Source organism: Petrimonas sulfuriphila (genome assembly GCA_038561985.1).
GTDB classification, from domain to species: domain Bacteria; phylum Bacteroidota; class Bacteroidia; order Bacteroidales; family Dysgonomonadaceae; genus Petrimonas; species Petrimonas sulfuriphila.
Map to the genome: position 1 here is coordinate 851,456 of CP073276.1, position 13,972 is coordinate 865,427.

At 51.4% G+C, this 13,972-nt stretch carries 11 protein-coding genes; 10 read left to right on the plus strand and 1 reads right to left on the minus strand.

All coding sequences use genetic code 11. The features are described from left to right. Positions 1-100: 100 nt before the first annotated feature. The 10 genes from KCV26_03415 to KCV26_03460 all read left to right on the plus strand — a co-directional run bounded on the left by KCV26_03415 (position 101) and on the right by KCV26_03460 (position 12,529). Positions 101-1,639, plus strand: a complete 1,539-nt coding sequence (locus tag KCV26_03415) for a RagB/SusD family nutrient uptake outer membrane protein (protein ID WZX37451.1) — start codon at positions 101-103, stop codon at positions 1,637-1,639. A 23-nt stretch (positions 1,640-1,662) separates the two neighbouring features. Beyond that, entirely contained in the window at positions 1,663-2,475 is an 813-nt protein-coding gene (locus KCV26_03420; GenBank protein ID WZX37452.1) for a LamG domain-containing protein, read from the plus strand. Between the two features lie 2 nt (positions 2,476-2,477). After that, complete coding sequence (locus tag KCV26_03425) at positions 2,478-3,842, plus strand: beta-glucosidase (protein ID WZX37453.1); 1,365 nt, start codon at positions 2,478-2,480, stop codon at positions 3,840-3,842. Between the two features lie 170 nt (positions 3,843-4,012). Continuing rightward, positions 4,013-6,325, plus strand: a complete 2,313-nt coding sequence (locus KCV26_03430; GenBank protein WZX38310.1) for a glycoside hydrolase family 3 C-terminal domain-containing protein — start codon at positions 4,013-4,015, stop codon at positions 6,323-6,325. A gap of 72 nt (positions 6,326-6,397) precedes the next feature. Next, positions 6,398-6,811 (plus strand): PaaI family thioesterase, encoded by a 414-nt coding sequence (locus KCV26_03435; GenBank protein ID WZX37454.1) that lies wholly within the window; start codon positions 6,398-6,400, stop codon positions 6,809-6,811. Continuing rightward, positions 6,808-7,881 carry an isochorismate synthase gene (locus tag KCV26_03440; protein WZX37455.1) on the plus strand — a complete coding sequence of 358 codons (1,074 nt, stop codon included), beginning with the start codon at positions 6,808-6,810 and terminating at the stop codon, positions 7,879-7,881. Before KCV26_03435 ends, KCV26_03440 begins: the two co-directional genes overlap by 4 nt. A gap of 10 nt (positions 7,882-7,891) precedes the next feature. Next, the gene (menD, locus tag KCV26_03445) at positions 7,892-9,568 is read left to right on the plus strand and encodes a 2-succinyl-5-enolpyruvyl-6-hydroxy-3-cyclohexene-1-carboxylic-acid synthase (protein WZX37456.1); all 1,677 of its coding nucleotides are present in this window, start codon (positions 7,892-7,894) and stop codon (positions 9,566-9,568) included. Beyond that, the gene (menB, locus tag KCV26_03450; protein WZX37457.1) at positions 9,565-10,386 is read left to right on the plus strand and encodes a 1,4-dihydroxy-2-naphthoyl-CoA synthase; all 822 of its coding nucleotides are present in this window, start codon (positions 9,565-9,567) and stop codon (positions 10,384-10,386) included. Before menD ends, menB begins: the two co-directional genes overlap by 4 nt. Before the next feature lie 12 nt (positions 10,387-10,398). Next, positions 10,399-11,451, plus strand: coding sequence for an o-succinylbenzoate synthase (locus tag KCV26_03455; GenBank protein WZX37458.1), 1,053 nt, complete (start codon positions 10,399-10,401; stop codon positions 11,449-11,451). Then, positions 11,444-12,529: an AMP-binding protein gene (locus tag KCV26_03460; protein WZX37459.1), complete on the plus strand. Its 1,086-nt coding sequence runs from the start codon at positions 11,444-11,446 to the stop codon at positions 12,527-12,529. The genes KCV26_03455 and KCV26_03460 overlap by 8 nt, the downstream gene beginning before the upstream one ends. On the opposite strand, the gene KCV26_03465 is transcribed toward KCV26_03460, so the two are convergent. Beyond that, on the minus strand, positions 12,526-13,962 hold the full coding sequence (locus KCV26_03465) for an RNA methyltransferase (GenBank protein ID WZX38311.1): 1,437 nt from the start codon (positions 13,960-13,962) through the stop codon (positions 12,526-12,528). The genes KCV26_03460 and KCV26_03465 overlap by 4 nt on opposite strands. Positions 13,963-13,972: the final 10 nt, after the last annotated feature.

Consider the following 13,972-nt stretch of genomic DNA (forward strand, 5'->3'; position numbering starts at 1 on the left):
ACAACAGGACATTAGGGAACGTGCGAGTAAATCAGTTGCTTCCGTGCAAAGGGTCACCGCAAGTCCCGCAAGACTTAAACAAGAAATAAAAACGAATCGTATGAAAAATAGAATAAAAAAATCAATAGCTGTTTGCGTTATGGGATTATTGGCATTAACGCAAATCGGTTGCAGCGACCTGTTGGATCAGGAGCCGCAGGGGAAATGGGTTGACGGGGATAATCCGGGCGGGTCCTTTCAAACGGATGTATTTTCGTTGTACGCCCGCATGAAAGGATGGGGAGTAACCGGCGGCATACCAGCATTTGCCGTACACAGCATTCGTAGCGAGGACGTGGAGAAGGGAAGCACACTTTCCGATGGTTCCGACGTGGCCTCCATGTACGATAATTTTAACTACAACGCTTCAGACGGCAATTTAGCCAGTTATTACTCGAGCAACTACGCCCTTATCCACACGGCAAATACTGTTCTTGCAAACATTAAGGAGGCGGAAGAGGGCGGCATCCAGTTGACTGAAATCGATCTGGCCTGCAGAGGCGAGGCTTACTTCTTCCGCGCATTCCTCTATTTTAATTTGATAAGAGCATACGGCCAGGTTCCGTTGATAAATTTCAAGATCAAGGATGCCGCCGAAACAAATATCCCCAAATCGACGGAGGCGGAGATATACGCTCAAATCGATGCAGATTTAACCGAAGCGGAGAGCCTGTTGCCGGAACAATGGGAATCGAAATACCTGGGACGTGTCACATGGGGGGCAGCCCGTGCCCTGCACGCTAAAACATATATGCAAAGGAATGATTGGTCTAACATGCTCCAGGCGTCATCCGATGTTATCCAATCGGGCCTGTACGACCTGAACACGCCTTTCGACAGAATATTCCGGGAAAGCGGTGAAAATTCAAGCGAATCCATTTTCGAATTGCAGTGCACCGCTACAGCAGCACTACCGGGCAGCACCGATATAGGGAGTCAGTATGCACAGGTACAAGGCGTGAGGGGTGCTGGGATGTGGGACCTGGGTTGGGGATGGAATTGTCCTACTCCCAACCTGGCCAGCACCTTTGAGGCCGGAGATCCGAGAAAAGACGAAACCTTGCTCTATTTTCTCAAGCCTGGAGAAGATCCTAATTCTATTCAGGCCAATAAGCCTTACGGTGAAAAGCCGGTAGCTCAGGAAGTGATGAACCGCTATTACAACAAAAAAGTATATACTGATCCGGCTAAACGCACGCAGTTCAACCGGTTTGGCTATTGGATGAACATTCGCATGATACGCGTGTCTGAAATGTACCTGATTGCGGCTGAAGCGTCCAATGAGCTCGGTCAGACCGGCGACGCCATGGAGTACCTGGAAATGGTTCGAGCCCGTGCCCGCGGCGGAAATGCGGATATTTTACCCAAGATAACCACGATGGACCAAGCAGAAATGCGCGATGCGATACGCCACGAAAGGAGAGTGGAACTCGCCATGGAATGGGACCGCTTCTATGACCTTGTCCGCTGGGGTATTGCCAGGGAGGTACTGCATGCTGCAGGGAAGACGAATTATCAGGATAAACACGCTCTGTTGCCTTTGCCACAGGCAGAAGTGGATAAGTCGAACGGCGTGTTGGTACAAAACCCCAATTATTAACCTAAAAATAATATCTCACGATTATGAAGAAAAGAACATTTATTTATCAACTTGTATTGATAACCGTTTTAGGATTGGTGATCTCTTCCTGTTTCCAGGACTTGGGCCAAAATCCACCGTTCGACTATCCTGAGGAGCCTCCGAAACCGCCCATCAGTGAAGACGGACAACTATTTTACATGACATTCAACGACAATTATAAGGATGCTAGAAGTAATAAAGAGGCTTCCATAACAGGAAATCCCGGATTTGCGGGGGGAAAGGTTGAAAAAGCCTATGCCGGAGCTAAAGACAGCTACCTCACCTTTAAGTTATCCGATATGCCGGCAGCGCTTGGACCCGCTGTAACAGTAGGATTCTGGTATAAAGTAAATGCCAGTCCCGACAGAGCAGGTATCATCGTGATCGGTCCTGTATCGGAAGGAGCGCCTGCAAATGCGCAAAACAACAGGACATCGGGTTTCCGGATATTCCGCGAAAATGCAGGGGGAAAACAACGAATCAAAGCCAATGTAGGCAACGGAACTGCAGACGGCTGGCTTGACGGAGGGGATAAAGCCGACATCGATCCCACCATCTCCCCGTGGAAATACCTTGCGTTGGTATTGACTGAGGGAAAAGCGTTTTTCTATATCGACGGGGAGGAAGTAGCCTCATCCGATTTATCAAAAGTAAGCTGGGCCGGATGCGACATAATGTCTATCGGATCGGGAGAACCTCGTTTCAACGAATGGGGGCACCTCTCGGACAACAGTTTGATCGATGAGCTGCGGATATACAATAAGGCGTTGACTGCATCACAGATCAAGGAAATTGTAAATCACGATACGGAATAGTCATGATCAGAATATTTTTACCCCTTATCACTCTGCTCATCCTCTTGTCGGGATGTTCCGACAAGAAGAACGAACAAAACGAAACTCCCAAACCGGAAACACGCCCGCTCACTTTCGCTTCCGATGAGGCGTTTCTCGACTTTATCCAGCAAGCGCACATCAATTATATGTGGGACGGAGCGGAAAAGACTTCAGGATTAGCTCCGGAACGCATGCATATTGATGGGAACTATCCCGAAAACGATGCCGATGTAATTACCACCGGAGGCAGCGGTTTTGGAATTGCCGGACTTGTTGTCGGGATTGAGCGGGGGTTTATTCCACGTACCGACGGCGTAGCACGGTTACACCGAATTGTCGATTACCTGGCAAAAGCCGACCGATTCCACGGCATATGGCCTCATTGGATTCATGGCCCAACCGGCAAAGTGAAACCGTTTGGGCTAAAAGACAACGGTGGCGACCTGGTGGAAAGTGCTTTTCTGATGCAGGGATTGCTTTGCGTCCGGGAGTATTTCAAGGACGGGAGTGAGAATGAGAAGCAACTGGCCACCAAAATCGACGGACTTTGGCGGGAGATGGAATGGAACTGGTACCTCAACGGCAAAGATGTATTATACTGGCATTGGAGTCCCGAATACGGATGGGAGATGAATTTTCCGCTGGAGGGTTACAACGAGTGCCTCATTACCTATATCCTGGCCGCATCCTCACCTACACACCCGATCTCCGCTTCGGCCTATCACAACGGCTGGGCCCGTGGTGGAGCTATCCGGAGCAGTGCCGTGGCCTACGGGTTGCCACTTATTCTCAAACACAACGGTGCTGAAGAGTACGGCGGCCCTCTTTTCTGGGCGCACTATTCGTATATAGGACTGAACCCGAAAGGATTAAAAGACCAATACGCCGATTACTGGGAGGTTAATACAAACCAGGCACGTATCAATTATAACTATTGTAAACAAAATCCCAAAGGATTCCAGGGATACGGGGAGAATTGCTGGGGGTTGACCGCCAGCTACTCGGTGAACGGATACTCGGCGCATATGCCTGTAAAGAATGATTTGGGCGTCATAACACCAACGGCGGCTTTATCCAGTTTTCCTTATACGCCCGAAGAATCGATGAAAGCGTTAAAACATTTCTATGTTGAACTGGGCGACAGTATCTGGGGAAAATACGGATTTTACGATGCATTCAGCATCCAGGACAATTGGTATCCGCAGAGGTACCTGGCCATCGACCAACTGACCATTGCCCCGATGATTGAGAACCACCGCAGCGGACTGCTGTGGAACCTCTTCATGGGTGCCCCTGAGATACAAAAAGGCCTTCAAAACCTGGGATTTGAATTTTTGAATAATTGACTTTTCGTGTGTTCTTATTGAAACGTATTCAGTTAAAGTTAAGACCTGTAAATGTTTCGAGAGAAACTCATTCTGAGAGACATTGCCGGTTGAAAATTCAGCTGCATACAAATATGCAAAACTTGAATGAATAAGATACAAGACTAGTAACATTGATGAAAGGAGAGATCATGAAGCTAAGCGTTATTTCAATGACAGGTGTGTTGGCGGTAATTCTGTTCGCATCTTGCGGATCACCCTCAGCCGGAAAATCAGGTGTAGGAAGGTGGGTGAGCTACAGCGGCGACAAAGATGTAGAGAAAAGAGTCGATTCGGTTCTGGCCCTGATGACCCTGGAGGAGAAGATCGGACAAATGACACAGTTCTCCGCTAATTGGTCCATCACGGGCCCGGTTATGTCGGACGACTTCAAGCCTTACCTTGAAAAAGGACTTGTAGGCAGCATTTTCAATGCTACCTCGGTAGAGGGTATACGGAAAATGCAGGAAGTTGCCGTTGAAAAAACACGATTAGGTATCCCTATCCTCTTCGGGCAGGATGTAATCCACGGATACAAGACCATCTTTCCCATTCCACTGGCGGAAGCCTGTTCCTGGGATCTGGAAATGATGCGTAGAACCGCAGAAATTGCTGCTATTGAAGCGGCTTCGGACGGAATCAACTGGACTTTTGCCCCGATGGTGGATATTGCTCGTGATGCGCGTTGGGGGCGTGTAATGGAAGGTGCCGGTGAAGATCCCTACCTGGGCAGCAGGATTGCTGAAGCACGCGTCATCGGATTTCAGGGGGGAGCGGACGGCAAGGCACTGGGAGAGCTACACACCCTGCTGGCCACGGGAAAACACCTGGCAGCTTACGGTGCCGCCGAATCGGGCAGGGACTACAACCCTGCCGAATTGTCGGAACACACCCTCAGAAATATTTATCTCCCGCCCTATAAGGCCGCAATAGATGCCGGGGTGGGCACGATGATGGCATCCTTCAACGAAATCAACGGTGTGCCGGCAACGGCAGACAAGTGGCTGATGACCGACATACTGCGCGGAGAATGGGACTTTACCGGCTTTGTGGTAAGCGACTACACCGGTATAAATGAGCTGGTGCCTCATGGGGTTGCCGAAGATGAGAAGCAGGCTGCAGAGCTGGCCGTCAACGCCGGTATCGACATGGACATGACCGGTGCTACCTTTATCAAATATCTTTCTCAATCGGTGAGGGAAGGAAAAGTATCAGAAGAAGTGATCAACAACGCAGCAAGGCGTATCCTGGAGATAAAGTTCCTGTTGGGACTGTTCGATAATCCTTACCGCTATCTTGATGAAGAGCGCGCTAAACAGAATACAATGACTCCGGAATTTATGGAAACGGCACGAAAGGCCGTTACCTCTTCGGTGGTGCTCCTGAAAAACGACAACCGGCTACTGCCCATCACAAAAGAGAGCGGAAAGACGGTTGCGCTGATTGGCCCCCTGATGAACGACTCCATCAACCTGAACGGTGAATGGGCCGGCCTGGGGGACCGTAATAAGAGTGTCCCTATTCTCAAAGGGCTCATGGAAAAATATAGAGACACTTCGGTAAAGTTGCTCTTTGCAGAAGGATCCTCCATCACCGGAACAACGCCCGGCAAGATTGCCGAAGCGGTGTCCGTCGCACGTAGAGCAGACTTGGTGATCGCCGCGATGGGAGAAGATTTCAACTGGTCGGGTGAAGCCGCCGTACGAACCGACATCCGCCTGCCGGAGCCGCAACGTGAACTGTTAAAAGCGTTAAAGGCGACCGGGAAACCCCTTGTGTTGATTTCCCTGAGCGGACGCCCTCTCGACCTGTCCTGGGAAGATGAAAATATGGATGCTATCCTTCAGGCATGGTTCCCGGGAACACAGGCCGGTCACGGCATTGCCGACGTGATAGCCGGCGACTACAACCCCTCAGGAAAGCTGGTAATGTCGTTCCCCAGGAACGTGGGACAGATCCCCATCTATTACAACCAGAAAAATACCGGCAGACCGGTAGACCTTTCAAACGAATCGACCGATTACAAGTCGAACTACCTAGACACCTCCATCACCCCCCTCTATCCCTTTGGTTACGGATTGAGTTACACCACATTTTCCATCAGCAACGTGAGTGCAGATAAATCATCGATAAGGACAACCGGAGACAAGATGGTAGTTACGGCTCATGTCCAAAACACAGGCGACATTGACGGAGAGCTGGTGGTACAAGTCTATGTGCGCGATCTGGTGGGCAGCGTCACCCGTCCCGTGAAAGAGCTGAAGGGGTTTCAGAAGACAGCCCTCAAAGCCGGTGAAACCAAGCAGGTTAATTTCGAGTTGAAATCCGAAGACCTGGCTTTCTACGGTACCGACGGAAAGAAGAAGACAGAGGCTGGCGATTTTGTACTGTGGGTAGCCCAGAGTTCGGCAGACAACAGCAATAGAATTCGTTTTTCTGCAAACACCCCGGATAACGCGAGATAACATCATTTTAATGAATCTTAAGATGTTCATGCGAATGAATTCACTATTTTTGTAGGTTACAAAGATTAAAGCATGGACGATAAGACTCAACATCCGATAAATGCCGCGTACCGGGGTACACTCATGGATACGCTGGGCATCACCTTCACACACCTGTCTCCCGGCCGCACGGAGGCAGTAATGCAGGTCGATAAACGAGTATGCCAGCCGTTCGGTTTGTTGCACGGAGGCGCCACACTGGCCCTTGCGGAATCGGTGGCCGGACAGGGATCGTTAACCCTTTGTGCGCCGGACGAGATGGCGGCAGGCATACAAGTCAGCGGCAACCATATTTCACCGGCAAAGGAAGGTGACCAGGTGCACGCCGTAGGAACGCTCGTTCACCAGGGACGCTCCTCCCACATTTGGAATATTGACATCTTCACTTCAGCAGGCAGGTTGGTTTCAACTGTCCGTGTGGTGAATAGCATACTGAAGCGAAAATGAGCGGAGAGGAGAAATACCTGACTCTGGATGCACTGATTGAACAGGATGCCTGCTTTGCAATATACCGGCTACCTGGAGAACAGGCTCCCCGTTTTGCGATGCAGACCGGCGAAAATGCCCTGCTGTTGAACGACGTCGAAGAGTTGAACGGTCAGCACGGGTTTGTCATCGCACCCTTCCGGATAACGGCCTCGTCGCCGCTCATCCTAATACGTCCCGATTGTACGGATCTCTGCGAGGCAAACACCAACTTTAGGAACAAAAAGTGGGGGAAGACAGATACAGAGTTACAGAAAAAGAGCAAAAAATCCGACTACAGCCTTATTTTTCAGCGGTTTCATGAACCACTTCTTACCGGTGAAATGGAAAAACTGGTCCTGTCAAGGAATCGGACGATGGAGAGGGAAGAGGCTTTTTCACCGGGACGATCCTTTTTCAGGGCGACAGAAAAGTATCCCCACTCCTTTGTATACCTGCTCCATACCCCCCAAAGCGGCACCTGGCTGGGAAGCTCACCGGAGATACTTCTGGCAGGCTCAGGAAACGAGTGGAAAACAGTTGCCCTGGCGGGCACGCGATACCCCAATTCAGGAAAAGTATCGTGGGACGACAAAAATCTCCGTGAACAACACCTGGTCACATCCTACATCTTGAAACAACTGACGTCCTTTCAACTGGCTCCGGAAATAAACGGCCCATACACCATCAAAGCAGGGGCCCTGGCCCATCTGCGGACTGACTTCAGTTTCTCACTTCCCGACAACCGGAAAATTGGAACCTTGTTAAAGGCGCTCCACCCTACTCCCGCAGTATCCGGGCTTCCCAAAGAGAAAGCTTTTGAATTCATAGCGGATCATGAAGGGTACGACCGCAGTTACTACACCGGTTTTTTAGGCATACTGGATCCGTCGGCAGAGACAAACCTGTACGTCAACCTCCGGTGCATGCAGATTGGAAGAAGCTGGCTCACATTATTTGCTGGCAGCGGACTGCTCGCCTCCTCAACGTTCCGGGATGAATGGAAGGAGACGGAACAGAAACTCAAGACAATGGCAAGCATCGTTAAATAAAAACAGCGCAATGTATTCAGACAAGAAGAGCGTATTACAACTGGTGGCCCTGCTTAAAGCTCACGGCATTACCCAACTTGTGCTCTCTCCCGGATCACGTAACGCACCGCTGATCCACTCCTTTACAGCAGACAACGACTTCACCTGCTACAGTGTGGTAGATGAACGAAGCGCCGGCTTCTTTGCCCTGGGAATAATACAGGCACGGCAACAACCGGTGGCGGTATGCTGCACCTCCGGCACGGCAGCGCTCAACCTGGGCCCTGCCGTGGCAGAAGCCTACTATCAGCAACTACCGCTGCTGGTAATCTCTGCCGACCGACCGTCGGCATGGATCGGCCAAAGCGACGGACAGACCATTCCCCAAAGCGGCATGTTTGAAGGGATGGTACTCCGGTCGGTACAACTACCGGAGGTTAAGGATGAAGAAGAGGAGTGGCACTGCAACCGGCTAATCAACGAGGCAATCCTGTCCCTCGACAATAATGGCATCTTCGGTCCGGCGCATATCAATATTCCCCTCTCTGAGCCGCTCTTCTCGTTTGGGTACAAACAACTCCCGCAAGTAAGGGTGATCCGCCGCTCAAAGGGAATACTCACCCTTCCACAGAAGGAGGAAGAGTCCTACACAACCCGTTACCGACTGGCAACCAAAAAGATGATTATCGTAGGACAGTTGCCTCCCGGCCACGGACTCGCAGAATTGCTGCAAAAAATATCGGATGAGCAGGGGGTGGTGGTGCTGGCCGATCGGCTCTCCAATATACCTACCGGCCCTTTTGACCGTTTCGACGCAATGCTTCGTACGTCGGATGAAGAGGAGTTGCTGGAGCTGGTTCCCGAACTGGTAATCATGCTGGGAGGCCACATTGTCTCCAAACGGCTGAAGCAGTTTATCCGCAAAACCGGCGTCAACGCACTCTGGCAGGTTACTCCATCGGGTGAAGTGAGCGACACTTTCCAGAAACTGACTGACGTCATCCGGTGTGACCCTGCCGCTTTCTTGCAACGGCTAGCAACATTGTCGGCCGAAAGCATAGAAAACCGCTACCGGGAACGCTGGGAGAACGCCGTAGTGACGATCACACCTCCGGAAGCGACCTACTCCGACATCGGCATAACCGGTCACTTCCTACGACAACTACCGGGAGGATCTGCCCTACACCTAGCCAACAGCCAGGCCGTCTACCTGACGCAGCAGTTTAACCTCCCAGCCGGTGTTGACCTCTTCTGCAACCGAGGCACCAACGGTATCGAGGGTTCGCTCTCTACTGCCGTGGGTTATGCCGCCGCATCGGAAAGGCTCACCTTTCTATTGACAGGTGATATGAGTTTTTTTTATGATATGAATGGACTCTGGAACCGGCATTTATCACCCCACCTGCGCATCTTGCTGAACAACAACGGTGGAGGAGGTATCTTCCACACCTTGCCCGGACTCAACCGGTCAGAAGCGTTGGATGGTTTTGTGGCTGCTGCGCACACTACAGAGGCCCGAACATGGGCAGAGCAGAGGGGCTTCCTTTGCCTCACGGCCCGCAACACAGAAGAGTTGCAGCAACAATTGCCACTCTTCATGAACCATAAGGGAGACCGGCCTGTTCTACTGGAGGTGTTCACCTCTATGGAGGAGAACAGCAAACATATCGCATCCTATTATCAACAACTTAAAAACAACAGAAAATGATACGGAGAGAATGGATTACCATCAAAGAATACGAAGATATCCTCTTTGATCTTTACAACGGAATTGCACGAATCACCATCAACCGGCCGCGATACCGCAACGCCTTCACCCCAACCACGACCGGAGAGATGAGCGACGCCCTGCGCCTTTGTCGTGAGATGGAAGAGGTAAGTGTAGTGGTGCTCACCGGTGCGGGTGACAAAGCCTTCTGCTCGGGTGGCGACCAGAACGTAAAGGGTAAGGGAGGCTATATCGGCAAGGACGGTGTTCCACGCCTCAACGTGCTGGATGTACAGAAACAGATTCGCTCCATTCCCAAGCCGGTGATCGCCATGGTAAACGGCTACGCCATCGGCGGAGGACATGTACTGCACGTAGTGTGCGACCTGACTATCGCTTCCGAGAACGCCATCTTCGGACAAACGGGCCCCCGCGTGGGTAGCTTCGACGCCGGTTTCGGATCTTCATACCTGGCCCGCATCGTGGGACAGAAAAAAGCACGGGAGATATGGTTTCTCTGCCGCCAGTACAACGCACAGGAGGCGCTCGATATGGGACTGGTGAACAAGATAGTGCCTTTCGACCGCCTCGAGGATGAGGTGGTGGAATGGGCCGAGACAATGATGCAACACAGCCCCCTGGCGCTGCGCATGATCAAGGCCGGGCTCAACGCCGAACTGGACGGACAGGCAGGCATCCAGGAGCTGGCGGGAGACGCCACCATGCTCTACTACCTGACCGAGGAGGCACAGGAAGGGAAACAAGCGTTCCTGGAAAAACGGAAACCCGATTTCAAAAAGTTTCCCAAACTACCCTGATCCGTTTACACCGTGTTTACTACCGAGATCATCCCTCACACACTTCGGTTCAAACAACCAGCCGGCACTTCACGCGGCGTATACCGCGAGCACCGGGTCTGGTATGTGCTGTTTCGTAACAACAATGACCCTTCCCACATGGGTATCGGCGAGTGTGCACCGTTACCGGACCTGAGTTGCGACTATGACGACAACTACGCAGAGACACTCAGCCGCTTCTGTCGGATCACGGAGGAACAGCAGCAGGTGGAAACTGAACTGCTGCGCCGCTACCCCTCCATCCTCTTCGGACTGGAGACAGCCCTACGGCATTACCTGCAACATTCATGGCAACTGTGGAATAGCCCTTTCAGCCGCGGCGAGGAGGGTATTCCCATCAACGGACTGATCTGGATGGGAAGCTTTGACAGGATGAAGCAGCAGGCTAAGAACCTGCTTGAGAAGGGGTTTCGCTGCATCAAGCTGAAGATTGGGGCCATCGACTTCGATCAGGAGCTTGAATTGCTTCGTTATATCCGTATCAGCCATCCCAGTCTAACCCTCCGAGTGGATGCCAACGGTGGATTTGCACCCCAGGAGGCAGGGGAGAAACTGCAAAGGCTGGCTCCATTGAAAATTCACTCCATCGAACAGCCCATCCGGGCGGGGCAGTGGGAGGAGATGGCCCAGCTCTGTAATGCCACACCCCTGCCCATCGCGTTGGATGAGGAGCTCATCGGTATCCATTATCCGGATGAGAAGAGGAGACTGCTGGAAACGATACAACCGCAGTATATCATCCTGAAACCCTCACTGCATGGCGGCATCAGCGGCTGCAACGAATGGATCGCACTGGCTCGAAAGCTGGGAATCGGCTGGTGGATTACCTCCGCCCTGGAATCCAATATCGGGCTCAACAGCATCGCCCAGTGGTGCGCCACCCTCGGCAACCCCCTGCCTCAGGGACTCGGCACCGGCTCGCTATACCTCAACAACCTCCCCCTACCATTGGAGATCAGGGACGACAGTCTATGGTTTAAAACGTCAGGGAACTTTCCCGACAAACCCCTGCAGGAGTATGGATAGCATAACGATTGAGGGGATCCGCTATCCCCGGGAAGAGTTAGTTAGTGAAACTCCTCCGAGGTTTGCCACACGGTCGCCCTTCCACCATAAACTCTCGCTTTTTCTGAGAGAGTGGTACTCTCCCTCTCTACTGCTCACGTTGCATACATCAGGCTCCACCGGTAAACCGAAAGAGATAATAGTACGTAAGGATCAGATGCTGCAGAGCGCGGCGATCACCTGCGATTACCTGGGATTGAAAACGGGTGACACGGCACTGCTCTGCCTGCCGTTGGAGTACATTGCCGGGAAGATGATGGTGGTGCGCGCGCTCTACGGTGGTTTCAATTTGTTGGTAGCAGATCCGTCCGGCCATCCGCTTACGGAAGACAGGCAACAGATCAACTTTGCCGCAATGGTTCCACTGCAGGTATACAACTCCCTGCAAAGGAAAGAGGAGAAAGAACGGCTCACAAGAATCGACAGGCTGATTATTGGCGGAGGGGCTATCGACCCGCAACTGGAAGAAGCGCTGAAAGATCTCCCCAACGCCATCTACTCCACCTACGGAATGACCGAGACGGTATCACACATTGCGTTGCGCAGAATCAGCGGCAAAGAGGCCGACGATCGGTATACTCCTCTACCGGGCGTTCAGGTGAAACTGTCGGACGAAGGAACGCTGGTGATCAATGCCCCGCGGGTAGCCGATAAGCCACTAACTACCAACGATATCGCGGAGATAGGGACAACGGGAACTTTCCGCATCCTGGGTAGAAAAGACAATGTAGTCATCAGCGGAGGTATCAAAATACAGATAGAAGCGGTAGAAGCGACATTGCGTCCACATATAGACGGGCCGGTTGTATTTACCTCCGTACCACACCCGAAGCTGGGCGAGGCATTGGTGTTGCTGATTACACCAGCATCAGCTATTGCCCGGGCCAGGGAGATATGCTCGCGCCACTTACCCCGCTTGCAACAACCGTTGCATATTCTTATGGTGGAGGCAATTCCACAAACCGGAAACGGAAAAACTGATCGGGCTGCAGCAAAAAGAATGGCATCGAAACGGATTCCAATGCCAGGTATATCTTAGGATTTCCTCCCTTTCTCACCGCGGGAAGAATTAAAACTCCGAGGTTTTTTATCGTCTCCATACGTACGTTTCCCGCTTCTGCTTTCAGTACCGGAAGAACGTCTCTCTGGCATATGTCTAGCCGGCCTATCATCCCTCTCAAAGAGGGGTCTTCCGGTTTTGCTTTCTGTTCCGGAGGGACGCCTGCTCGGGGTGAATGATTTCTCCGGTTTATCGTACTCACGTTTGGACTTAAACTCGCCTTTTGGTTTGAATTCATTCCCTTCCCCGGCAGTCCTGGAATGGCGGTATCCCTCTTTTTTAGGACGGTCATCCCTTTTTCCTGAAAAAATTTCATATCCCCGCATTTCACATTCCAGCGCACCGTTAAAAAGAAAAAAACGTTTGGAATGTTTCAACCCGATACTGTCGAAGCATTCTTTCCGATAACTCAGCACATAGGCGTCGTATCCGGTAAAGACATGCTTCAGCCGCTCCCCAATCATGGCGTACAGTTCCGTAAGCTCATCCACCTTTATCCTTTCCCCGTACGGCGGATTCGTGATCAAAACTCCTTTCGGGGCAGGTGGCTCCACATACTGCTGAAAAGGCTTTACACTTAGATCAATCTGTTTCTTCAATCCGGCGTTCCTTATATTTTTTTCTGCAGCGGAAATCGCTTTAGGTGAAATATCCGAACCCACAATCCTGTACGGAAAGTCACGCGAACCACTATCGTCGTTGTAAATGTCACTGAAGAGGTCTTCGTCGAAGTCGCTCCACTTTTCGAACCCGAAACTCTGCCGGTGGATGCCGGGAGGAATTCCCAAAGCGATCATGGCCGCCTCAATCAACAATGTACCCGATCCGCACATGGGGTCAACGAAAGTGCTTTCTCCGCGCCAGCCCGACTTGAGAATCATGCCGGCAGCCAGCACCTCATTCAGAGGCGCTTCGGTTTGCGCAATCCTATAGCCCCGTTTGTGGAGCGATTCTCCCGAACTGTCTAGCGATAATGTACATTTATTGTGTGCAATATGAATATTGAAAACAATATCGGGATTGGTCACACTCACCGACGGACGTTTTTCGTATCTTTCAGAAAACCAGTCGGCAATAGCATCCTTCACTTTATACGCCACAAACTTTGAATGGTTAAAAATGTGGGAAAACACTACCGCATCAATAGAAAATGTCTTGTCGAGCGACAAATAATCTTCCCAGTTGAGTTGTTTCAGGGCATCGTACACCTCGCCGGCATTTTCAGCTTTAAAATTATAGATTGGTTTCAATATGCGCAAGGCCGTACGGCAATGCACGTTCGCCTTGTACATCAATGCCTTGTCGCCGGTAAAGGAGACCATTCTTGTGCCAATTTCCACATCGTTGGCACCCAAAGTGATCAGCTCTTCAGCCAGTACGTCTTCGAGCTCTGCCATGGTCTTGGCAATCATGGGATAATTT